This window comes from Streptomyces sp. KR55 (genome assembly GCF_052245645.1).
Classification (GTDB): Bacteria; Actinomycetota; Actinomycetes; order Streptomycetales; family Streptomycetaceae; genus Streptomyces; species Streptomyces flavusporus.
On the sequence record NZ_JBQQCE010000114.1, the window covers coordinates 1 to 22,404 of the forward strand.

General features: G+C 68.7%; 22 protein-coding genes. 12 read left to right on the plus strand and 10 right to left on the minus strand.

Translation table 11 applies throughout. The features are described 5' to 3' along the window. The first annotated feature begins 165 nt into the window (after nucleotides 1–165). The 4 genes from ACTWQJ_RS18575 to ACTWQJ_RS18590 all read left to right on the plus strand — a co-directional run bounded on the left by ACTWQJ_RS18575 (nucleotide 166) and on the right by ACTWQJ_RS18590 (nucleotide 1,717). Nucleotides 166–447 carry a hypothetical protein gene (locus ACTWQJ_RS18575; RefSeq protein WP_443307744.1) on the plus strand — a complete coding sequence of 94 codons (282 nt, stop codon included), beginning with the start codon at nucleotides 166–168 and terminating at the stop codon, nucleotides 445–447. Between the two features lie 151 nt (nucleotides 448–598). After that, a complete protein-coding gene (locus ACTWQJ_RS18580; RefSeq protein WP_443307745.1) occupies nucleotides 599–868 on the plus strand; it encodes a hypothetical protein in 270 nt (89 codons plus the stop codon). A gap of 151 nt (nucleotides 869–1,019) precedes the next feature. Next, the gene (locus ACTWQJ_RS18585; protein WP_443307746.1) at nucleotides 1,020–1,298 is read left to right on the plus strand and encodes a hypothetical protein; all 279 of its coding nucleotides are present in this window, start codon (nucleotides 1,020–1,022) and stop codon (nucleotides 1,296–1,298) included. Between the two features lie 140 nt (nucleotides 1,299–1,438). Continuing rightward, nucleotides 1,439–1,717, plus strand: coding sequence for a hypothetical protein (locus tag ACTWQJ_RS18590; protein ID WP_443307747.1), 279 nt, complete (start codon nucleotides 1,439–1,441; stop codon nucleotides 1,715–1,717). 238 nt (nucleotides 1,718–1,955) lie between these two features. On the opposite strand, the gene ACTWQJ_RS18595 is transcribed toward ACTWQJ_RS18590, so the two are convergent. The 5 genes from ACTWQJ_RS18595 to ACTWQJ_RS18615 all read right to left on the minus strand — a co-directional run bounded on the left by ACTWQJ_RS18595 (nucleotide 1,956) and on the right by ACTWQJ_RS18615 (nucleotide 8,649). After that, nucleotides 1,956–3,368, minus strand: coding sequence for a glycoside hydrolase family 172 protein (locus ACTWQJ_RS18595; protein ID WP_443307748.1), 1,413 nt, complete (start codon nucleotides 3,366–3,368; stop codon nucleotides 1,956–1,958). Nucleotides 3,369–3,568: 200 nt separating this feature from the next. Then, nucleotides 3,569–5,044: a glycoside hydrolase family 32 protein gene (locus ACTWQJ_RS18600; RefSeq protein WP_443307749.1), complete on the minus strand. Its 1,476-nt coding sequence runs from the start codon at nucleotides 5,042–5,044 to the stop codon at nucleotides 3,569–3,571. Further along, a complete protein-coding gene (locus tag ACTWQJ_RS18605) occupies nucleotides 5,037–6,413 on the minus strand; it encodes a glycoside hydrolase family 172 protein (protein ID WP_443307750.1) in 1,377 nt (458 codons plus the stop codon). Before ACTWQJ_RS18605 ends, ACTWQJ_RS18600 begins: the two co-directional genes overlap by 8 nt. 94 nt (nucleotides 6,414–6,507) lie before the next feature. Next, on the minus strand, nucleotides 6,508–7,518 hold the full coding sequence (locus ACTWQJ_RS18610) for a LacI family DNA-binding transcriptional regulator (RefSeq protein ID WP_443307751.1): 1,011 nt from the start codon (nucleotides 7,516–7,518) through the stop codon (nucleotides 6,508–6,510). A gap of 126 nt (nucleotides 7,519–7,644) precedes the next feature. Next, nucleotides 7,645–8,649, minus strand: coding sequence for a LacI family DNA-binding transcriptional regulator (locus ACTWQJ_RS18615; RefSeq protein ID WP_443307752.1), 1,005 nt, complete (start codon nucleotides 8,647–8,649; stop codon nucleotides 7,645–7,647). A 386-nt stretch (nucleotides 8,650–9,035) separates the two neighbouring features. Between ACTWQJ_RS18615 and ACTWQJ_RS18620 the strand changes: the two genes are divergently transcribed. From ACTWQJ_RS18620 to ACTWQJ_RS18640, 5 genes are all read left to right on the plus strand, one after another. Next, a complete protein-coding gene (locus ACTWQJ_RS18620; RefSeq protein WP_443307753.1) occupies nucleotides 9,036–9,215 on the plus strand; it encodes a hypothetical protein in 180 nt (59 codons plus the stop codon). Nucleotides 9,216–9,502: 287 nt separating this feature from the next. Continuing rightward, nucleotides 9,503–10,708, plus strand: coding sequence for a NosD domain-containing protein (locus ACTWQJ_RS18625; protein ID WP_443307754.1), 1,206 nt, complete (start codon nucleotides 9,503–9,505; stop codon nucleotides 10,706–10,708). A 63-nt stretch (nucleotides 10,709–10,771) separates the two neighbouring features. Continuing rightward, nucleotides 10,772–12,115: an ABC transporter substrate-binding protein gene (locus ACTWQJ_RS18630; protein WP_443307755.1), complete on the plus strand. Its 1,344-nt coding sequence runs from the start codon at nucleotides 10,772–10,774 to the stop codon at nucleotides 12,113–12,115. Nucleotides 12,116–12,191: 76 nt separating this feature from the next. Next, nucleotides 12,192–13,073: a carbohydrate ABC transporter permease gene (locus tag ACTWQJ_RS18635; RefSeq protein ID WP_443307756.1), complete on the plus strand. Its 882-nt coding sequence runs from the start codon at nucleotides 12,192–12,194 to the stop codon at nucleotides 13,071–13,073. A 2-nt stretch (nucleotides 13,074–13,075) separates the two neighbouring features. Next, a complete protein-coding gene (locus ACTWQJ_RS18640) occupies nucleotides 13,076–13,915 on the plus strand; it encodes a carbohydrate ABC transporter permease (RefSeq protein WP_443307757.1) in 840 nt (279 codons plus the stop codon). Here the strand turns inward: ACTWQJ_RS18640 and ACTWQJ_RS18645 are convergent. Genes ACTWQJ_RS18645 through ACTWQJ_RS18665 form a run of 5 tightly spaced genes read right to left on the minus strand, consistent with a single transcriptional unit; the run spans nucleotide 13,905 to nucleotide 19,077 of the window. Continuing rightward, nucleotides 13,905–14,783 carry an STM4011 family radical SAM protein gene (locus ACTWQJ_RS18645; protein WP_443307758.1) on the minus strand — a complete coding sequence of 293 codons (879 nt, stop codon included), beginning with the start codon at nucleotides 14,781–14,783 and terminating at the stop codon, nucleotides 13,905–13,907. The genes ACTWQJ_RS18640 and ACTWQJ_RS18645 overlap by 11 nt on opposite strands. 9 nt (nucleotides 14,784–14,792) lie before the next feature. Next, a complete protein-coding gene (locus ACTWQJ_RS18650; protein ID WP_443307759.1) occupies nucleotides 14,793–16,151 on the minus strand; it encodes an STM4012 family radical SAM protein in 1,359 nt (452 codons plus the stop codon). Further along, entirely contained in the window at nucleotides 16,148–16,966 is an 819-nt protein-coding gene (locus ACTWQJ_RS18655; RefSeq protein WP_443307765.1) for an STM4013/SEN3800 family hydrolase, read from the minus strand. The genes ACTWQJ_RS18650 and ACTWQJ_RS18655 overlap by 4 nt, the downstream gene beginning before the upstream one ends. A gap of 1 nt (nucleotide 16,967) precedes the next feature. After that, complete coding sequence (locus tag ACTWQJ_RS18660; protein WP_443307760.1) at nucleotides 16,968–18,140, minus strand: STM4014 family protein; 1,173 nt, start codon at nucleotides 18,138–18,140, stop codon at nucleotides 16,968–16,970. Beyond that, entirely contained in the window at nucleotides 18,121–19,077 is a 957-nt protein-coding gene (locus ACTWQJ_RS18665) for an STM4015 family protein (RefSeq protein WP_443307761.1), read from the minus strand. Before ACTWQJ_RS18665 ends, ACTWQJ_RS18660 begins: the two co-directional genes overlap by 20 nt. A 174-nt stretch (nucleotides 19,078–19,251) precedes the next feature. Between ACTWQJ_RS18665 and ACTWQJ_RS18670 the strand changes: the two genes are divergently transcribed. The 3 genes from ACTWQJ_RS18670 to ACTWQJ_RS18680 all read left to right on the plus strand — a co-directional run bounded on the left by ACTWQJ_RS18670 (nucleotide 19,252) and on the right by ACTWQJ_RS18680 (nucleotide 22,111). After that, nucleotides 19,252–19,578, plus strand: coding sequence for a hypothetical protein (locus tag ACTWQJ_RS18670; protein ID WP_443307762.1), 327 nt, complete (start codon nucleotides 19,252–19,254; stop codon nucleotides 19,576–19,578). Nucleotides 19,579–19,598: 20 nt separating this feature from the next. Beyond that, nucleotides 19,599–20,642, plus strand: coding sequence for a DUF6745 domain-containing protein (locus ACTWQJ_RS18675; RefSeq protein WP_443307763.1), 1,044 nt, complete (start codon nucleotides 19,599–19,601; stop codon nucleotides 20,640–20,642). A 935-nt stretch (nucleotides 20,643–21,577) separates the two neighbouring features. Beyond that, nucleotides 21,578–22,111: a hypothetical protein gene (locus tag ACTWQJ_RS18680; protein ID WP_443307764.1), complete on the plus strand. Its 534-nt coding sequence runs from the start codon at nucleotides 21,578–21,580 to the stop codon at nucleotides 22,109–22,111. The last annotated feature ends 293 nt before the right edge of the window (nucleotides 22,112–22,404 follow it).

Below are 22,404 nucleotides of genomic sequence, written 5' to 3' on the forward strand. Positions count from 1 at the left end.
CCTTGACGTTGAGGCCCTTACGCCCCGTCAGCCAACGTAGGTATTTTTCAGGAAACATACGGGATTGGGCGTTTTGTCTGCCAAAAGCCACAAAAGACGCCTACAGTTAGCGACTGTCAGTGACCGGCTCATCTCGGGCTGTGTCTCTCGAGAAACGGAGAGGTAATGCGCAAGTACCAGAAGGCCGCAGTCGTCGTGGCCATGCTCGGCAGCGTCAGCTTCCTGGGCGCCGGCGTCGGCCACGCTAACGGCGGAGACGACAAGTTCAAGCTCAGCAACGACCAGCAGCAGGCGTGCTCCGCGAACGAGTCGTACCAGGGCCTCATCGGCATTGACGACGTCAACGTTGGGGTCGGTGCCATCCTCGGCTTCTCGCACCAGGACAACAGCGAGAAGAAGTCTCTGGAGTGCAGCCAGGCCTTTGTTCTTGGCGGCGGCAAGGGCTGATCACTGATCAGCTGATCCAGGCAGGTCTCGGGGCTCGCGCACTCAGGTGTTCGAGCCCCGGGACCTGCCGTCTGGCTTTTCTGCTGGCCCAAGCGTCCGGAACGCCTCCGCCGTCCAGTGACGGGGAGGCGACCGTAAAAGGAAAAGGTAGATGCTCAATTCGAAGAAGATCGCAGCGGTGGCGGGACTCCTGGGCAGCTTCGCTGTGATCAGTGTCGGAGCCGTTCAGGCCTCCCCGGTTGAAGGCCCCGGCAAGTGCGTCAACGACGGCAAGGGGCACATTCGCTGCGTGCAGCCGAGCAAGTACCGGCTCACCACCGACAAGGCCGGAAACGTCCACCTTGTCAACAAGTCAACGCAGGCTTGCTCCACTTCGAGCAGCCAGGTCACCTGCATCGACAGCACCGTGATCCCTGGCTAGTGGTCCTGACGTCCGGCGGCCCAAGCCTTTCGTCAAGAAGCTCATGCAATTGGGGCGTTTCGCACACAAAAGGCCGAAAAGGTCGCCTACAGTTGGCGACTGTCGGTGACCAGTTCATCACGAACTGTGTCAACTCGAGAACGGAGAGGTAATGCGCAAGTACCAGAAGGCCGCAGTCGTCGTGGCCATGCTCGGCAGCGTCAGCTTCCTGGGCGCCGGCATCGGCCAGGCTTCGGACGGGGACGAGAAGGTCAAGCTGGAGAACAAGCAGACCCAGTCGTGCGAGGCGAACGAATCGGGTTACGGGCTCATCAAGATCGACGACGTCAACATCTCGCTCGCCCTCCTCGGCTACTCGGGCCAGGACAACAGCGAGAAGAAGTCTGTGACCTGCAGCCAGAACTTCCTCCTCGGTGGCAACGGTTCCTGATCAGGTGACCCAGGCAGGTCTCGGGGCTCGCACCCAGGTGTTCGAGCCCCGGGGCCTGCCGTCTGGCTTTTTGCCGGCCCAAGCGTCCGGAACGCCTCCGCCGTCCAGTGGCGGGGAGGCGACCGTAAAGGAAAAGGTAGATGCTCAATTCGAAGAAGATCGCGGCGGTGGCGGGACTCCTGGGGAGCGTTGCTCTGATGGGAGTCGGAGCCGTCCAGGCCTCCGCCGTTGAAGGCCCCGGCAAGTGCGTCAACGACGGCAAGGGCCACATTCGCTGCGTGCAGACGACCAAGCACCGGTTCACCACCGACAAGCTCGGAAACGTCGAACTCGTCAACGAGTCGACGCAGACTTGCCCCACTTCGGAGAACCAGGTCACCTGCGCCAGCAACGTCGTCGTCCCTGGCAAGAAGTCCTGACGTCCCACCGAGGCAGCCGAGACGCCCTTGCTCACCCGGGCACTCGTCGCGCAAGTCCCCCTGGACGGCGGAGGATGGCCGGGACCCGGTACCGGGTCCCGGCCATCCCCGTGTCTCCCGGCCCCGCAGCGTGGAGCAGCCATGGCCACAGTTCCTCTCATGAGAACCATCTGACCGCCTGTCAGCTCACTCCGCATCTCGGGGTACGCCAAACGGGAGGCGTCGCACTCGCGGGCGGTCAGCCACGGTTCCGGCCCGCCCCCTTGAGGAACCGGCGCCGCACCTCGCGGGCGTATTCGGTGTTCTTGGCCGCTCGTTGCCGTGATTCCTCCGCGCGGCGTTCCAGCCACTCCTGCCGCTGTGCGGCGAACTCGGCCATGCGGGCGTCGCGCTGCTCGTACATGGCCTTGCGCAGGTCGTCCAGGCGGCTGCGGTCGGGGGTCGGGAGGTCCTTCAGCGAAGGGCCTTCCGGGCGGCGCGGGAGGCGCTGCTCGACGGGGAGGACGTCGAAACGGGGGCCGGGCAGGGTCTGGTACCAGTAGGCGGTCGAGGCCCAGTCGTCCGACAGGTGGTTGGCGTGGCCGTGCTCCATGGTGACCTTGATGCGCTCCTCGAAGCGGACCGGGTCGGCCAGGTGCCACCGGTAGCTGATCTGGTAACCGGGGACGTCGTCCTCGTGGATGATGGTGCCCTGGAAGGGGTAGTTGATCTTCTGCATGCCCCAGCCGTGGCTGAAGTAGTCCTCGCCGCCGGTGCCGTGCATGCTGGGTGGCCAGCTGGTGCTGCCGTCGGGCAGGAAGTCGTCGTCGATCCAGATCATGTCGTCGCCCTCGCCCCACCACGTTTCGGTGAAGTGGGTGACCGTGTGGTTGCAGCCGATGTAGTTGCCGGCGCCCTCGGTCTCCAGGATGACGTAGTTGTCCTTGCCGTCCAGGTTGGGGACCTGGGTTTCCAGGCTGTTGACCTGGAGGTCCGGGCCCCAGCCGTCGCACGGGTTGTTGCGGCGCCACTGGGCGTGGAAGTAGAGGGTGTCCTCGGGCAGGTCCTCGGCGTAGAGCTCGTAGTCGACGTAGAAGTACTGCATGTACGCCGCCTCGCCCTGGTTCTCCACCTCGATGCGGGCCCGGCGGTTGAACGGCATGGGGAGGAAGCAGTTGAAGGCGGCGGGACCGCCGAACCTGCGCTCGGAGTCCTCCTTGACCGAGACGGTGAAGGGCAGGGACTGGAAGCTCGCCGGCATCGAGTTTCCGACGCAGAAGAAGTCACCGAGGGGTGCGACGACGCTGGGATGCTCCTGGTCGTCCCAGTACATGCGGATGATGACCTTGCGGTAGTAGTCGGGGTCGTTGACCTCCCAGTTGTAGCCGAGGGCGTTGTTGAACTCGACCATCGCGGTGCCGGCCTGCCGGGCGTCGAACAGGCCGGGCCCCAGGATGAGCCGGCAGCCCTGGACGAACCAGAGGTGGGTGATGGCTCCGGGGCCTTCGAGGTCGGCCAGGACGGCCGTCTCGCCCGGCAGGACGACGAACGCGTCCTCGTTCAGGCCGGTGTGGTCCCAGCTGGCCACACGGGCCGAGCGGGCACGACGTCGCTTGGCGGCCCGGCCGAGCAGGTCGTCGCCGAGGGAGAAGGAGGGCACAGACACGGGCATGGCATGCGTCTTTCGGTGAGGTGGGGTAGGCCGTGGCGGGGCAGGGGTCGACGCGGTGGCGGGCCGTCTCAGGGCGGTTTGTCGCGGCGGTGGTCACCTGAGGCAGAGGGCACAGTCCGGCTGCGCCCGGGTGGGGGCGATGGACGCGTTCCCGGCGCGCCGCGGCGGGTCGGCCGGCGCCTCGCCGATGACGACGGCGGTCATGATGATCGCTCCGGTTCCGGCCGCTTGTCGTGGATCTGCAGTCCGGCGAGGTCCCATGCCTCGACCGTGTACGGAGCCGGAGTGGTGCCGCTTGCCGTGGCCCGCAGGCGCCACGGGGCGCCGCCGACCGGATAAAGGCGCAGGGCGAGTGCCTGACCCTCGGCCGTGAACACCTCGACGACGGAGTGGTCGAGCACGATCCGGAGATCCACCGGCCCCGCCTGCGCGGGCAGCCGCCAACTGCCGTCCTTGGCCCGCGGGTCCAGCGAGGCGTGGGACCGGTCGACGACCACCCCGCCCGTTGCCGGATCGCGGGTGATGTCCAGGTACTCGCTGCCGGTCGCGTCGGTGATCAGCCGCAGTCCTCCCGTGGCTCCGAGCCGGGCGGTGATGTCGCAGACGGGTCCGATCTCCCCCAGGTCGGCAGGCTGATCCGCGCGGGCCTCGCCCGTGGCGCAGACCCGCCGCCGGCGGCGCAGCCGGTCGATCTCCCGCGCGGGCTGTTGCAGGACGGTCCCGTCGTGGCCGAGGGCCAGTTCGCGCGGCAGGGACAGCATCCCCGCCCATCCCACTTCGTCCGTCCACTCGCTGGGGGCGCCGACCCGCTCCTCGTCCCGCGCCTCCCAGATCCAGGCCCACATCAGCCAGCGGCCGTCGGGGGCCGGCAGCAGTGCCGGGGCGTAGAGGTCCGGACCGTGGTCGAGACGTTGAGGTGAGTCGGCGGCGAATGTTCCGTTCTCCTCACGTCCGGGCCAGGCCGCCGTGCACAAGGCCCCTTCCTCCGGGTCCCAGGCGCTGACCAGCACCGCGCCGCGGCCGTCGCCGAAGTGCGCGTACTGGGCGCATTCCCAGCCTTCCTCGGTGTTACCACCGCCGGGCAGCGACTCGGGTGCGCGGGCCAGGAAGATGCCCTGGTACGCCCAGTCGGTGAGGTCGGTCGAGGAGTACTGCACGGCTGCACCGCGTCCGTCGGCGAGGCCGGCGCCGACGAGCATGCGCCAGCGCCCCCCGTTCTCGGGGTCTCGCCACACGTACGGATCGCGGAACATGTGGGTGCCGGGCGGCGGTTCGGGGATCAGCAGACTCTCCCGCTTCCTGAACGTCGTACCGCCGTCGTCGGAGACCGCCGAGGTCACCGGCTGGTACCAGCGCTCGGGGTGTTTGGCGGAGTAGAAGGCGGTGAGGCGGCCGTCGTGCGCGACCGCGTTGCCCGACCACACTCCTTCCGTGTCCTCGCCGCCGGGGGTGGGAGCCAGGGCGATGGGCAGGAGTTCCCAGGTGAGGAGGTCGGGGCTGCGGAAGTGGCCCCAGTGCATGTCGGCGTGGCGGGGTCCGTGCGGGTTGTACTGGAAGTAGACGTGGTAGTGGCCGTCGTGGAAGACCAGGCCGTTGGGGTCGTTGAGCCAGTTCGCGGGCGGGCGCAGGTGGAGCGCGGGGAAGTGCGGGTCGGGCGCGGCCGGGGTCTCAGCCATGGGTGCGCTCGTCGTAGCGGCGGCGGAGGGCGGCGGCCTGCTTGATGTTGGCCTCGGACTCCTGCAGGGAGCGTTCGCCGCGCTGCCGGGTGCGCTCGGCGAGATGCTCCATGTGGCGTTGGTAGCGGGCCTGGTACTTCTCGCGCATTATGGCGATCTCCTCGGCGACCGTGCCGGTGCGTGGTGCGGCGGCGGGCATCGGCTGGGCGGCGGGGCGCACCGGCAGGCGCTGCTCCAGGGGCAGGATGGTCGCCTTCGGGGAGGGCAGGGTCTGGTACCAGTAGGCGGTGGAGGCCCAGTCGTCGGCGAGGTGGTTGCCGTGGCCGTGCTCGACAGTGACCCGGACGCGCTCGGTGAAGCGGACCGGATCGGCCACGTGGAAGCGGTAGTTGACGGAGTATCCGGGCACGTCGGCCTCGTGGACGATCGCACCGTGGTAGAGGTAGGCGTTCTTCTGCATCCCCCAGGCGTGGTTGAAGTAGTCCTCGGTTCCGGTGCCGTGCAGGGAGGGTGGCCAGCTGGTGGAGCCGTCGGGCAGGAAGTCGTCGTCGATCCAGATCATGTCGTTTCCCTCGCCCCACCAGCTGCCCTGGCGGTGGTGCACGGAGAGGTTGCAGCCGACGTAGTGACCGGTTCCTTCGGTGTCGAGGATGACGTAGTTGTCCTCGCCGGTGAGGTCGGCGATGTTGACCTCGGGGCTGTTGGTCTGGATGTCGGGGGCCCAGCCGTTGCAGGGGTTGCTGCGATTCCAGCGGGCGTGGAAGTAGAGGGTGTCCTCGGGGAGCCGGTCGGGCAGCAGCTCGTAGTCGATGTAGAAGTACTGCTGGATCGGCAGGTCGTTCTCGTTGACCAGCTCGATCCTCGCCCGCTTGTTGAACGGCATCGGCGCCCAGCAGTTCAGTGCCGCGCTGCCGCCGAAGATCAGGGACTCCTCGGGCTTGGCGGATACGGTGAACAGGGCCGACTGGTAGCTGTTGGGCAGGCAGTGGCCGATGCCGAAGAAGTCACCGAGCGGGACGAGGACGGCCGGCTCCTCCTCGTCGTCCCAGGTGATGCGGATCAGGACCTTGCGGTAGTAGTCGGGGTCCGGCTCCTCCCAGTTGACGCCGAGCGCGTTGTGGATCTCCATGACGGGGGCGACGGTGTCGGCCTCCAGTGGGTCGATCAGGCCGGGGCCGAGGGTACGGCGGCAGAACTGGGTCATCCAGATGTGGGTGATCCGTCCGGGGCCTTCGAGGTCCGCGAGGACCCGGGTGGAGTGGGCGGGCGTGGTCCAGTAGTCCTGGTTGCGGCCGCGCTGGTCCCAGCTGGAGACGCGGGCGGTGCGGTCCGCGGTGGGGCGGGTGAGACGGTCGAGGGACAAGGGCATGACGGAGTGATCCCTTCGGTGATGATGTGTCGCTGAGATCGGACGGTGGGGGACTGGCCTCCCCAGCGTCGGCCGGGGGCTGTCGGGGCGGGGGCTATCGGGGGTCGCAGCCGCACGATGCGCGGTAGACGACGCGCGGTGCGAGGCGGATGACCTGGCCGTCCTCGCAGGTGTCGCCGTTGACTCGCCGCAGCAGCAGAGCCATGGCGGTGGCACCTACGTCGAAGGCGGGCTGGACGACGGTGGTGAGACGGGGTTCGAACAGGCCGGACTGCGGGAAGCCGTCGAAGACCGCGAGCCTGAGGTCGTGCGGAACCCGCAGGCCGAGTTCCGCGGCGGCCTCCATGACACCCACGGCCGTTTCCGTGCTGGCGCAGGCGAACACCTCCGGCCTCCGCTCGCCGCTGAGCATGCGGTGGGCCAGGACGCGGGTTTCCGCGGCCAGCCCCGAGCCGGTGATCACCAGCTCGGGATCCGGCTCGATGCCCGCTGCCGTGAGCGCCTGCATGTAGCCGCGGTGGCGCTCGGCCATGGTGGATACGGCGAGGTCACCGGCGGCCAGGGCGATGCTGCGGTGTCCGTGCCCGAGCAGGTGCTCCACCAGCTCGCGCATCGGCGTGGTGTTGTCCACCCCGACCTGATCGCCGAACCCGGGATCGCCGAGCCGGTCCAGGATCACCACGGGCGTACCACTGCGCTGTACGGCCTCGGTCTCCCGGCCCGTGGATCGGGCGGCCGGGGCGACGATGAGGCCGTCCACCCGACGAGCGGCGAGCGCCTGCACCGAGCGCGTCTCCTGGGCCGGATCCTCCCCGGAGTGCGCGAGCAGCAGGGTGTATCCCGCCTGGGCCGCCTCGTACTCGACGCCCCTGACCATGTCGGCGAACGTGGGCTGTCCGGCATCGGAGACGACCAGCCCGATGGAATCCGTGCGCGAGCGGCGTAGCGACCGGGCGAGCGTGTCCTGGCGGTAGCCGGTCTGCTCGATGGCCTTCAGCACCCTCTCCCGGGTCCTGTCCGCCACCGGCCGGGTCCCGTTCACGACATGCGAGACCGTCGAGATGGACACTCCGGCGAGCTGTGCCACATCGACGATGGTGACCACGCACAACTCCCTCTATCGAAACGTTTGCGCGAAACGTTTGCGCAGATTCTTGCTCCGGGCTCGGAAGACTGTCAAGGCATTCGAGATGTCGGCCGGTGTCCAGGCCGCTCTCCGAAAAGCGCCGTCTCAGTTCGGGCAGCCGCAGGACTCGCGGTAGGTGATCTCGGGCGCCAGCCGGACGGAGCGATAGCTGGGCTTCGCCTCGCCCTCCAGGCGGCCGAGCAGCAACTGCATGGCGGTGCTGCCGATTTCGTACGCGGGCTGGGTGACGGTGGTGATCCGGGGATGGAACAGGTCTGCGTTCGGGAAGCCGTCGAAGGTGGCGAAGGCGAAGTCGCGCGGCGTCTGCAGGTGCAGGTCGCTCGCCGCCAGGAGCACCCCGATGGCCGCTTCGGTGCTCGCCGCGACCACGGCGGTGGGCCGGCCCGGCGCCTCGAAGAGATCTGTGGCCTGCCGGCGGACATCGGGCGCGAGCCCGCTGCCCATGAGGACCAGCGAATCGTCGACGTCGATGCCCGCCTCGTCGAGCGCCTCCAGATAACCCTGGCGCCGCTCGGCAATGGTCGACACCGCGGCGTCTCCTGCGGCCAGCGCGATGCGCCGGTGACCATGCTCGACGAGGTGCAGCACCACCTCGCGCATGGGGGCCGCGTTCTCCACGCCCACCTGGTCGGCGCGGATTCCGCCCAGCCGGTCCATCAGCACCAGAGGGGTTCCCCGCTGCTGGATGTCCGCCATCTCCTTGCGGTGGGACCGGCCGACCGGCGCGATGATCAGCCCGTCCACCCGGCGGTCGGTCAGCGCGTGCAGGGCCCGCAGTTCCCGCGCGGGATCCTCACCCGAATTCGCGAGCAGCAGTGTGTGGCCGGCGGCGGCCGCCTCGTACTCGACACCCCGGACCATTTCCGCGAACGCGGGCTGGGTCACGTCCGACACGACGAGGCCGATCGAGTCGGTACGTGACCGGCGCATGGCGCGGGCAATGCTGTCCTGTCGGTATCCGGTTGCGTGAATCGCTTCCTCGACACGCTTCCGGGTGTCCTCGCGGACCTGACGCGTTCCGTTGAGGACATGGGACACGGTGGACGTGGACACTCCCGCCAGACGTGCGACATCGACGATCGTTGCCACGAGCTTTCTCCACCTACTTGATCGAAACGTTTACGCAACGATGGCATGCAGGCGTGGTGGCGTCAACGGCCGGACGCGCTGCCCTGCCTGGATGTGCGGTCTTACCGTAGAGGAAATCTCGTTGGCACAGCCTTGACACGGGAATCGGCCCGAGTATCTTTCATCGAAACGTTTGCCTCCGCGGTCGGTACTGGCCGACGCGATGACGGCGTCCGCGACCCTCGTGGTCGTCCCCCGACCGGTCGGCCATGTGGCCTTCCGGCGCCAGGTCGTCTCCGGCACGACCGCGGGAACGCCCCGCTGAGCCGATGAGAGGAGCCGCTCCCCACGACCGTGCACCCGGTGCGGATCACCCGCCCGCCCCATCCCTTCGTCCAGGAGCCGAAATGAACCGAGGGACATCACCGATCTCACGCCGCAGTGTCCTGGCAGGGCTGACCGCTGCTCTGACCTCGGCCGCGTTCGCCGCGACCGCACGGCAGGGCACCGCGCAGGCCGCCACCGCCGCAGCGCCGCGTACGCGTCCCCTCCACCCGCCCTACCACTCCATCGTCGGCCTTCTCTGACCGTCCGCCGACCTCGGCCGGCTCCGGGCGTCCGCCACCCCGAGGGTGAACAGCTGAATCCGCGTCAGGCCCCGCCACCCGGTTGCCTGGCCCAAGTCGCCGTCCGCCTCTCACCTGCCGACCGCGATGCCCAGTCGTACGACTTCCCGCGGGCCGGACGCATCCGCCGAGCCGCCCACAGGGCGGCCGATCCCCTCAGCGACGTCCGCGTCGTGTTTCCCGCCACCTGTCCCACGGTGCCGCGCCGCCTCGCGAACTCCCATGCCACCAGGAAGGGTTGACCAGCCTTGCCCACAGTCTTCGACGTCACGACATGGACCCACTCCGCCGATCCGTCCATCACCTGCTACACCGACATCGGCGCCCTGATCAACGACATCATCGCCCGGATCAAGCAGGACCAGCCCGACCAGGCCGCGAAGCCGGGGGCGGTCATCTACATCCCGCCCGGCGACTACCCCCTCAGAACGAGAGTCACCGTCGACGTCAGCTACCTGACCATCAAGGGGTCGGGGCACGGCTTCACTTCGTCGAGCATCCGGTACAACACGCCCGACACGTCGAACTGGCACGAGCTGTGGCCGGGAGGAAGCCGTATCAAGGTCCAGAACACGGACGGCAACGGCGAAGCCTTCCTTGTGTCGCGGAGCGGGGACCCGCGGCTGAGCTCGGTCGTGTTCAAGGACTTCTGCCTCGACGGGCTGAGCTGCAGCCCCCACCAGAACTCCTACCTGAACGGAAAGTACGGCATCAAGGTCAACACCGCCAACGACGCATTCAGGATCGAGGGGATGGGCTTCGTCTATCTCGAACACGCGGTGACAGTGCGCGATGCCGACGCGCTCAGCATCAGCGGAAACTTCATCGCCGAATGCGGCAGCTGCATCGAACTCGTCGGCTCGGGCCAGGCGACGAAGATCACCGACAACCTCATAGGGGCCGGCCACGTCGGATTCTCCATCTTCGCGGAACAGCACGAGGGCCTTCTGATCACCGGCAACAACATCTTTCCGCGCGGAAAGAGCTCCGTCCACTTCAAGAACGTGAACCGGTCGTCGATCACCGCCAATCGTCTGCACTCCTTCTACCCCGGAATGATCGACTTCGAGGGCGTCAACAAGGAGAACCTGATCAGCGGCAACCACTTCCGGCGCGAGGTGGAGCCGTGGCCCCCGATGCAGTCGTACAACAACGGCAAGGACGACCTGTACGGGCTGATCCACCTGCGCGGCGACAGCAACATGGTCTCCACGAATTTCTTCGCCCTCAATGTCGCAGCGGGCGCGATCACGCCCCCAGGAGCGACGCCGGTCGTCATCCGTGTCGAATCCGGAGACGCGAACCACATCTCGAACAACCGGGCCGTCACCAATGTCGCGGCAAAGGCGGTGCTGCTCGCCTCCACGACGACGGCGACCAAAGTCCTGGACAGTGCCACGGCCTCCGAATTCCAGGCCGACACGCAGAACCACACGTTCCGTGCCACGCCTTGATTCCACCCCGCACCCGAGATCCGTCATCAACAAGTCCGCTTTCAACCTGATGTGGAGCAAGTCATGGAGAACGGAAACGGGAACACCACACCTGGCGTCGCGGGCCTGCCACGCCGGAACGTACTGAAGCTCGGCGGTCTTGCCGGGCTCGGCCTGCTGGCCGCCACTGCCTGCGGCGCCGGTGGCACGAGCGCCGGCTCTTCGGGTGGCTCCGGGGCCCTCCGGGTGCTGTGCGAATCCGGCGGCAAGCAGGAACTGCTGAAGATCGCTGAGCTGTTCAAGAAGAAGACCGGCAGTTCGGTGACGTTCGTCGAGCTTCCCTACGACGGGCTGTTCAACCGGCTGCTCAGCGAATTCAGTTCCGGAGCGGTGAGCTTCGACGTCGCGGCCCTCGACGCGATCTGGTTGCCCACGTTCGCCGAAGGCGTCCTGCGCCCCCTCGACGAACTGTTCACCGCGGACGTCAAGAAGGATCTGTTCCCCTCCCTCGTCCAGGGCGCCCAGGTCAAGGGCACGTATCTGGGCATGCCTGCCTGGACCAACGCCGAGATCCTCTTCTACCGGAAGGATCTGTTCGAGGACTCCAAGGAACAGACAGCCTTCGAGAAGGAGTACGGATATCCGCTCGCTCCGCCGACGAACTGGAAGCAATTCTCCGACGCGGCGGCCTTCTTCACCCGCGACACCGAGGGCAAGAACGCCCTCTACGGCACCGATGTGAAGGGGGCGGTCGAGACCGAGTGGCTCGCCCATGTCCTGCAGGCCGGCTCGCCGGGGGCGGTCCTCGACGACCGGGGCAAGGTGATCATCGACAACCAGCAGCACGTGGACGCTCTGCGCTTCTACAGCGACCTCAACAACAAGGCCAAGGTCAGCCCCCCTGGCGCGAAGCAACTCGACTGGGGAGGCGCGCAGAACCTGTTCAACCAGGGCAAGACCGCGATGATGCGGTTCTGGGCACATGCCTTCCCGCTGATCCCGAAGGACTCACCGGTCCACGGCAAGGTGGGCGCGGCCCCCATGATCGCCGGTGCCGATGGCATCGCCGGCATACCGGGTCCCTGGTACCTGTCCGTGCCGCAGGCCACCAAGAAGGCCGACCTCGCGACGGAGTTCGTCAGGTTCTGCTACGACAACAACGCGCTCGGCATCCAGTCCTCGCTCGGCCTCGCCGCCCGTACCTCGGCGTTCGAGGAGTACCAGGACAAGCCCGGCCACGAGCACTTCAAGCCACTGGTGCAGACCCTGTCCGCGTCTGCGACCCGCTCCCGCCCGGCGACTCCGAAATGGCAGCAGATCGTCGACACCGTGCTCGTGCCCACCATCCAGAAGTCGCTGACACCGGGCGCCGACTACGAGGCACTGCTGAAGGGGGCCCGCTCCGATGTCGAGCGTCTCATCGGATAGCCGCAAGCGTCCGCGGACGGTGCTGCCGCCGTCCGACGCAGCCGCCGGACGGCCTCGCAGGCATCAGCCTCGAGCAGTGCGACTCACCGACAGAGGATTCGCCCTGCTGCTGATGGCGCCGGCCGCTCTCTTCCTGACGGCCTTCGTGCTCTGGCCGCTGGCACGCCTGGTCGTCGACAGCTTCTACGACATCTCCCCGATGGCCGGTGAGCGCCGTTTCGTGGGACTTGGCAACTATCACGAAGCCTTCGAATCCGCCGAGTTCATCAGCGCCTCACTGCGCACCGCGGTGTACACGGCTCTTGTCGTCAGCGCCGAGTTCGTGCTCGGCCTGGCGGCCGCCCTCATGTTCAACGCCCTCGGGCAACGCTCCCGGGTGCTCCGCACGGTGTTCCTCTACCCCCTCATGATCGCGCCAGTGGTCGCCGGTCTGCTGTGGCGCTTCCTGATGATCGACAACTTCGGCATCGTCAATGAGCTGCTCACCGGCATCGGAGTCATCGACGACCCGGACGCCCTCGGCTGGCTCAGCGACCCCGACGTCGTCCTGTTCTCGGTCGCCCTTCCCGACATCTGGCTGACCACGTCCTTCATGGCGCTCGTCCTCTTCGCCGGCCTGCAGAACCTTCCCGGCGATGTGCTGGAGGCGGCCCGCCTCGACGGTGCGAGCCCGGTCCAGATGCTTCTGCGGATCATCCTGCCGTTGCTGCGCCCGGTGATCGCCGTGGCACTCATCGTCCGGGGAATCGACGCGGCCCGTGCCTTCGACGTCATCCTCATCCAGACCAACGGCGGTCCGGAGAATGCCTCGCAGACACTGAGCCTGCTGATCTACCGCACCACTGTCCGCTTCGGCGATCCCGGACTCGCGTCGGCCATGGGAACCCTGTATCTCCTGGCGATGCTTGCCGTCGCCCTGGTCGCGGTCGCCACGATCTGGCGTCCCGGGAAGGCGTGAGCGTGAACAGCCTGGAAGTCCGGCGGCCGACGACCCGAGCCCTGCTGTGGGCCCTGCTGTCCGCCTTGATCCTGCTCTACGCGTTTCCCTTCGCGTATCTCGTCCTCACCTCGCTCAAGAGTCCGAGCGAGGCGATCTCGGTGCCGCCGAGCATCCTGCCGCGCACCTGGAGCGGGGAGAACTACTCAAACGCCCTCTCGGAACCCGGGGTCCTCGCCTCCTTCGTCAACAGCATCAGCACAGCATCCATCAGCACCGTGCTCTCGCTGGTCCTCGCTGTGCCGGCCGCATACGCCGTCACACGCTTCAGAACGCCCAGCGGACGGGTGTTCGTCATCGCAGCCCTGGTCACCAGGATGGTTCCGCCGGTTGCCATCGGCGTACCGCTCGTCGGCATGATGAAGACGCTCCACCTGACCGACACCCCCTTCGGCCTGGCGCTTGCTCACACCACCGTGTCCCTGCCGCTGTCGATCTGGCTCATGACCAGCTTCCTCGAGGCCGTACCCGGGGAACTCGAAGAGGCCGCCAAGGTCGACGGCTGCAACCGGCTCGAAGCGATGCTCCGTGTGGTCGTGCCCGTCGTGTCCGGCGGCATGGCCGTCACGGCGATCTTCGCGTTCCTGGCCTCGTGGAACGAGTTCCTCTTCGCGCTGCTCCTCACCGCGGTCGAGGCGCAGACCACTCCGCTCGTCATCGCCGAGTTCCAGACGCAGTTCGGGCTCCAGTGGGGCTCGATGACGGCTCTGGCGACGGTCTACTCCATCCCGGTCGTGCTCCTCACCCTCCTTCTCCAGCGCCGCATCGTGGCCGGACTCACGCTGGGCGCGGTCAAGAGCTGACAGGGGACGGCCTGTTCGTGGGGGGAAGCGTTGCCGGGATCCGCTCCAGGACGCCGCCCGCGAACACGTCGTACAGCGGCAGGGTTTCCAGGTGGACGTAGCCGATGTGGCAGTCGCAGACGGCCAGTGGGCAGGCGCGGGGACGCAGTGCACTCCGGTAGGAGCCGTCGTACAGGTTGCCCAGCTCCGACCGCACGAAGTGGCAGCGGCGCACCGTGCCCTCGCCGTTCACCGATATGACGGACTCGCCCGTCCGGCAGGGCAGGCCCGCGCTGCGGTGCGGGTGGCGGCTGTACGGGAAGAGCGGGTCGAGGGCGGTCCACTGCTCGGCCTCGGCGTCCGTGTACGTGTGCCCCTCGGCGGCGTTGACCCAGAGGTACACGTGGGCGGGGAGGTCGGCGCGGAGGCGACGTGCGTACTCCAGGTGCTCGGGAAGGCCGACGACGCCGACGCTGTGGCGGACGCCGCGGGCGGCCAGGTCGTGGCATTTGGCCAGGAAGCGGTCGTACGGCGTCTGGCCGGGGTGGAAGGTGCACCACAGGGCGAGGGCGTCCAGGTCGGCGGTGTCCAGCCAGTCCGTGCGGCAGCTGAGATTGGTCTGGATCGCCACTCGGTGGATGTGCGGCAGCCGGCTCAGTTCCGCGAGCGTGCGCCGGTACCAGGAGCGCACCAGGCCCTCGCCCCACGGCGTGAACAGCAGGGAGAGCCGGTCCTCCCGCTGTGCGGCGGCCCAGGTGGCGAAGCGTTCCAGCGCGGCGCGGTCGGCGGCCAGTTGGGCGCGGGTGTCCCGGCGCTTGGCGAAGGGGCAGTACGGGCAGTCGTAGTCGCACGACGCTAGCGGGCCACGGTAGAGGATCGTGAGGTCCATGCGGCTCCGTCACTTCGGTTCGTACGCGGCCATGCGCTCCCGCACGGCGGCGGAGAACAACTCGGGGCCCAGCGCGTCGGAGTGGGCCAGGCCCTCGGGGGAGAGCCGCAGGAGGTCCGGAGCGGCGGAGTCGTCCAGCCAGCCCCGGTCGTGGAACCGGGCCAGCTCGGCGGCGAAGTCGTCGCCGGGCGCGGTGCCGAAGCGGGTCCGGTAGTCCGCGACGGGCATGCCCTCGGCCTGCAGCAGTGACTGCAGCAGATGGCGGCGCCGGGCCTCCTCTGCGCTCATCTGCCAGCCGAAGTCGGCGTGGCGGAAGTCGTCGGTCGCGCGGCCGGTGTAGTCGTCGATGATCCCGCGAATGCGGTGCATGTCCACGGCGTAGTCGAAGGAGTAGTGCAGCGTGGAGGTGTACGAACGGGCGCCGCAGCCGAGGCCGACCATGCCGTCGGTCTGGCACGCGTAGTCCTCCCCGCCGGTGGTGGGGGCGCCCACGCGGCGGAACATGCGCAGCGACACCTGCTCGTAGCCCCGCGCGAACAGATGGTCGCGGCCGTGGCGGTACAGCCGCAGCCGCTGCTCGTCCCACTCGGCGTCGCCGAGCGCCGGGTCGCGGTGCCGGCCAAGACCGGTGAGCGGGCGCACGTAGAGGGGGTAGAGATACAACTCTTCCGGCTGCCAGGCGAGGGCGGCGTCGAGGGAATGGCGCCACGACTCCTCGGTCTGGCCTTCGATGCCGTAGATCAGGTCGATGTTGAGGACGGGGATGCCGACGTCGCGGATCCGGGCGAGGGCCGCCTCGACGTCCGCCCGCCGCTGAGGGCGTACGGCGGTTCGCGCCTCGGCGTCGACGAAGCTCTGCACACCCAGGCTCAGCCGCGTGGTGCCGCGCTCGGCCAGCACGGCCAGCCGGTCGGCGGTCGCCGTGGCGGGCGAGGCCTCCACGGACAGCGGGATCGTGGTCAGATCGGCGCCGAGGCCACGCTCGGCGAGATCGCACAGCCGCTCCAGCTCCGCGGCCTCGAGGAACGTCGGAGTGCCGCCGCCGAAGGCCGCGCCGGCGAACCGCGCCCCGTCGCCCAGCGCCTCACGCACCGCGACCGCCTGACGTTCCAACGCGTCCAGATAGGCGGTGGTCAGGCCGTCGGGCGCCCCGATCCGGGTGAAGAGATTGCAGAAGCCGCAGCGCACCTCGCAGAAGGGGATGTGGAAGTAGAGCGAGAGGGCGTCCTTCGGCTCATCCGCCCACAGCTCACGCAAGGACGCCTGCTCCCGGCTCAGCGGGCGGTACGCGGTCTTGTGCGGATAGGCGTAGACGTAGTGCTGGTACGGGCGGACGGCGGGCGGGGCCGCCGATTCGGTGAGGGTCATCGGGCAGCCTTGTCGGGGAAGTCCAGGAAGAAGTGGGCGTAGGGCACGGTCCAGACGACGTCATGGCCGATGCGGTGGCCGGTGTAGCCGTCCTCGCCGTAGGCGGTGCCGTGGTCGGAGCAGATGATGGCGAAGCACGGACGGCGGCTGCAGGCGGCCGCGAAGAGCCGTCCCATGTGCCGGTCCACGTACTCAAGGGCTGCGGCGTGGGTAGCTCGGGTATCGCCCGCCTCGCGGGTGGCACCGGGCAGATGGAACCAGTTGGGCTGGTGCAGGGCCGACACGTTCACGAAGAGGAACAGACGCTGCTCCTGGGGGAGTCCGGCGATCACCTTCTCGGCGCAGGCCACCTGTGCCTCGAAGGACGTGGGGGAGGTCACCCCGAACTCCGGGTCCCAGTGGCTCTCCTGGAACATGCCGGGCAGGACGGAGCCCAGCGGCCCCCGCTGGTTGAAGAAGCCCACGCCGCCGATACAGACCGTGCGGTAGCCGACGGCGGCCAGACCCGCCACCAGATCGGGCGTGTCGTAGACGAAGGTGCCGTTCGCGGTGGTCTCGCTGCCCGCGAAGTGGGCGGCGAAGAGCCGCGGATGCGGACCCGGTGTGGCCGGTGTCGGCAGGAAGCCCGCGAACATCGCCTGGTGGGAGGCGTAGGTGAAGCTGCCGGGGGCGTGCCGGCGCTCCCAGACGCCACCGGGCAGATGCCGGGCCAGGTTCGGGATGCGGCCGGCCGTCGCCAGCTCCTGAGCCACGTCGTAGCGGAGCGTGTCGAGGGTGACCAGCAGGAGGTCGTGGCTGCCCACGACCTCGTTCATGTCAAGCGGTGGCGTCATGGTGGTGCTCCTCGCGTTCTGTGCGCCGTACGGCGGCCGGTGCGGCGGCGACCTGCGCGGCGTAGGTGTCCTGGCCCTCGGCGCCGCTGCCGGGCAGGCCGGTCAGGCGGGGCAGCAGATCCCCGAAGGCGTTCACCTCGCCGACGGTGAAGCGGCGCCACCCCGTGGCCGGCAGGATGTCCACGCCGACGCACAGCGTGCCTGGAAAGCACGCGGCCGCCCGCTCGGCCGTATCCAGCGCGTCGTCGAAGCTGCCGCCCGCGGCCCGGATCGCCGCGCGTGCCGTGTCGAGGTCGCCGCGGACGCCGCCGAGGTGCAGATTCGTCATGGGGTGCCGACTGGTCCGTACGACGGCATGCGTGGCGCGTCCGGCGACCACGACCACCCGCAGATCGGCGGCCCGGCCGCCCTGCGATGCCTTGGGCAGCCACCGCTCGACGTGGATCCCGTCGGGGGCCAGCGCGTCGACGAGGGCGGCGATCTCGGGCTCCGAGGTGTAGTGACGCACCCGGAGGGAGTTGTACAGGCGGCCGTCGGGAGCGGTCTCCACGGAGGTCGTCGCCTTCACCCGGCCGGGGCCCGCCATGGCGAGGGCCACGACACCGGAGGCCGACGAGCCGTGTGCCGGCTTCACGAACGCCCGCGAGACACGGGCGGCCTTCAGTTGCTCCCTGAGCTCCTCCCAGCCGCCGACCGGACCCGTCAGGGCCGGGGGCACCGGGACGCCCGCGGCGGCGAGCCGGGCATGGCAGCGCCGCTTGTCGAACATCACCGCGACATCTTCCGGGTCGGCGGAAGGTACCGCGCCCGCACGGTGCGCCGCGCCCGTCACGTCCCGGACCGCAGCGGTGAAACGTCGGTGCCACAGAGCCGTTCCTTCGACCCGGGCGGGATCGTCGGTGCCCCGCAGCAGCCGGTCGACCTCGGCGTTCTCGCCGGGGGAGTCGATCCGTACGAACTCGCCCGGCGTGAAGGCGTACCGCCCGCGCAGCACGTCCCGCCACGCGAGCACGCGTGGTGCCGGGTGGCCCGCCGCGCGGACGGCGTCGGCGAACATCGTCGTCCGCCGGTTCTCGGGATTGCCGACGACGGCGAACCGAAGGCCGGTACCGGGGACGGGGCGCCGCACCCGGGAACTATTCGGAGACAGCGACATAGCGCCACTCCTCGTCCCGCCAGCGGTGCGGCGTCTGATGTTCCGACAGGTCCACCTCGGTCCCGGCGGAACCGAAGGCCGTACGGACCCGGTCGGCCACGGCCTCGCTCAGGAAGTGGTGGTGCAGGTCCAGCCGCTTGAGATGGGTCAAGAGCTGGCCCTGGAGCAGGGCCTCGGCGCCGGTGTCGGTGAGGGTGCCCATGGACAGACTCAGCGACTCCAGCTGTGCCACGACCGGTGCCGAGGCGACCGCCGCCGCGATCTCGTCCTGCAACTCGCTGTCCTGCAGGCCGAGATGGCGCAGCGCCGGGAAGCGTCCGCCGGCCAGGAGCGGCGCAAGGTCGGCGACCGTCGTGTCGCCGCCGTACTCCTCGACACCGAGCCACATTTCGAGGTACTCCAGCGCGGGGAGCTCGCTGGCGGCGACACCGCGCACGACTTCGCCGGGCAGGCCGCCGGCCTCGAAGCAGAGCGTGCGCAGGTGCTTGTGCCGGACCGCCGGGAAGCGCAGTCCGGTGCCGCCACGGATCCCGAACTCCTCCAGCAGTGGATAGGCCTCGAGGACCGGCGTGACATCGGACTGCTCGATCCAGGAGATCTCCGCCTCCTCCATCTCCAGGTCCCCGATGAACACGGCCCGAAGCGCGGTCAGTCGGTCCCGGGCGTCCACGAGGCGCTGCACGATGCCGCTGGAGTCGTTGTCGTACGGCTCACCCCACTGACCCACGACGATCGCGCGGACACCCGTGGGGTCCACGGAGTCGAGGAAACGCTTCCACAGGTCACCGAACCCCTCCTCCGAGGAGTCCCTGTAGGGATCGACGGCCAGCCGCCAGGCCACGGCGCCCGCCTCCGGCAGCTCCCGACCCGCGCCGGGCTCGGGGAAGTCGAAGGCCGGGAGGCCGTGCAGTTCCTGCAGATGCTCGACGTGGGACATGGTCGCGGATCTCCTGAGGTGGACGGGCGCTGCTCGTGCGGAGAGTTCTACCAAGTCGCTCTGACAACACCGTCGACGGGCCGTGCGGGCCCGGTCCGAGGGGGCGTTGTCAGACCCCCGGCGTAGCGTCGTGGACATCGGTCGGCGAGGCGCCGACGGCGAAGGGAGACATGCATGTACCGGCAGGGGGATGTCCTGATCGTGCCCATGGCGGAAACATCCGTGCCGCCGGGCACGGACAGGCTGCCGCGACAGCCGCGGGACGCGCGGGGGAGGCTCGTGCTGGCTCTCGGCGAGGTCACCGGACACGCCCACGCGGTGGTCGGGCCGGGGACTCTGGTCCGGGAGCCCGGGCCGTTCGGTGCCTCCTACCTCCATCTCCCGGACGGTGGGCGGGTGGTGCACGAGGAGCACGCGGCGATACCGCTGCCCAAGGGCTGGTACCGGGTGGTGCGGCAGCGTGAGTACATGCCCGGCGCGGTGCGCGTCGTGGCGGACTGAGGAAACGGGGGAGCGGCACGATGACGACGCCGATGGAGACGGCGCAGGTGGACACGATGGTGCTGTGGCGCGAGGTGGTCGCGGCGACCGGCCCGGCGGACCGCGCGGCTGCCGAGGGCGGTGTGCGCCTGGCCTACCGGCTGGCGGGCCTGCCCGAGCCGGAGCGCATCGTCTGGGCGGGCTCGCCCCGCGAGGGCGCGGCACTGGCCGCACGGCTCACGGCGGAGGGCACGGCCGGCCGAAGCGTCCGCGACGCGGTGCGCACCCGGCCGTGGGCCGCCGCGCGGGAGCGCGTCCTCGACCGGCTCGGGCCGGCCGGCTGGGCCGAGCGCTGGGCCCTGACGGGCGCTCAGCTGTGGGACACCACGGTCATGCTGACCGAGCGCATACGGACCGGCATGGTCGAGGCCCTGGCCGGTGCGCCAGGAGGTGAGCAGGCTGTCCGGCTGGTGCTGCTCGATGCGGTCCTGGGGCAGCACGACGCGGCGTGGCTGGCAGCCTTCGACGGCCAGGACGGCGGGGAGAAGCTCGACGGGATCGCCGCGGTCGCCCACGCCGCAGGCTGGTGGTGGCCGTACGAGAAGACCGCGGTCGTCTGCGAACGCCCCGTGGAACTGCACCGGGACGAGGCGGGTCGGCTCGACCGCGGGGACGGACCGGCGCTCGCCTTCCCCGACGGGTTCGCGCTGCACGCCTGGCGCGGTATGCCCGTCCCCGCCGAATTCCTCGGCCGACTGGGCGGGCTGACCCCGCGGCGGATACGCGAGGAGGAGAATGCCGAGCTGCGCCGCGTGATGCTGGAGCACTACGGCTACGAGCGCTATCTGGAGGAGTCCGGGGCCGAGCCCCTGCAGCGGGACGACGCAGGTGTGCTGTGGCGTATCGAACTGGAGGGGGACGAGCCGCTGGTGATGGTCGAGGTGGTCAACTCAACCCCGGAGCCCGACGGCACCCACCGCACTTACTGGCTGCGGGTGCCGCCGCGGACCCGGACCGCCCGGGAGGGCGTCGCCTGGACCTTCGGACTGGAGGAGGCCGACTACGTACCGGAAAAGGAGACCTGAGCCGATTCCAGCGTGCCCGCGCCGATGAGAGCGAGACTGCCCTCGGCTGTGCAGGCGCGGGCGCCGAGGCAGGCGCAGTCGGCGAGTGCGGACAGCCATGCGAGGTAGAGGGGGCGCAGGTCGTCGGCGGCGAGTACGTCGCGTACGCCGATGAGGGCGGCCGACGAGTCGTCGGCCGCCCTCGAGTGAGGGCATGACGTAGGCGTCCACCTGCGGCGATGCCGAACCGGGTCGGACAGTCCTTCGGGGTCGCCGCTGTATGCGTCACGCCATCGGAAGGGTCATCGGTACTTCAGGTGCTGCACCTGGCCTGCGGGAACACGCAAAGTGGCGGAGCGCCCCCGGCAGGACTCGAACCTGCGGCCAAGCGCTTAGAAGGCCCACCTCTTGTTCGCCTGCAGTAGGCCCCTGACCTGGGCAGTCGTACGGCCTGGAGGAGCCCTGCGTACCGACTTCGACACGTATTCGACACGCTGCCTTCCGGGGCCTGTGGCCGACCCAGTAGCCGGTCTATTAATTGGCCCTTCCGCTGACCAGCGGGACAAAAGAAGCCTACGGTTCTGGCCAGGTCGGATGCCGTGGGCTTCTGTCGTTGTTGGTCGGCGTCGGCTGACCGTCGGGCGTATGGTCGACCCCGCCCGCTTGCGCCGGGCGTGTGGTGCTGGGGCGCCGGTCCCGCCGCAATGGCCCAGCTACCGGGGCCGCGGCTCTGGATTCGCTTCCCGAGCGGATCACTGGTCATCGATCTTCCCAGTGGACAGCCCTGTACCGCGTGCTTACCTTGCCGTCAAGAAACGAATATTCGGGACGAGCTTCTCTCCCCGGTTCCAGGCACCCTTAATGTGGAAGCGAGGCCGGTGAAGCGCTGCGCGGTGGACGGTCGCAGGTGTTCCCGCATCGCTGAGAATTGCCGATTCACGAGATTAGGAAATCCCATGTCCGATTCGTTGGCGATAGTTCTCCTCTATGTCACACTCGCCTTTCTGGGCGCATTCTATGTTGTCTGGGTGATCATCGACCGGCGGAAGCGAACCGAGAGCGGCTGGACCGAATGGTGCCGGACCGCGAAGGCCTTGCCCTGGCGGGACCGGTGGGAGCTGTGCCGTGCCACCTTGCGCGGTCGTGTGGTCTCAGATCCACGGCTAGCGGCGCTGGTCGTGCAACGCGCAGAGCGTTACCACGCATGGCTGGACAGGTCGATTCGCCCCGGCAGCTCCACGCGGTGGTTCGGACTCGGATTCGCCGCGCTTTCTCTGCTGGGGCTGTTTCTGGCTCTGATCGGCGGAGCAGCTAGCTGGTTCGACTACCGCTTGGAAGGCGCGTTGGTCGGGGGCTTGTTCGGGGGCGCGCTGGTAGGGTTGCTTATTTATCCCTGGTGCGCCTTGCTCAGGAATCAGGCCCAGCGTTGCATCGACGCCAACCGTCACGCGGCAAGCCTGGGAGAGCCCGGCCGCAAAGCGGCGCAGTAGGTGTTCTTAATGCGGGGGATATGAATCTTGCGATTCCCCATCTCGAACTCCAGGGTCACCGTCAAGATCTTCTGCGTCGCCATGCAGCCCTCCCGTATCAACACACTTCTTCTCGCCCGAGAGAAGCAGCCGGAGAACGACCGTGGAGGACGAATCGTGAGGTCGGCGGAGTCTCAATGACTCAGTCAAGCGGGAAGCTGAGGCGCTGGTGCCCCAGTTTGGAAGATCGCGTAACCGGGTGGGGCGTGACCTGGCAAGACGTTGACCTGCGCGTTCCCGGGCGGCTCGCCGAC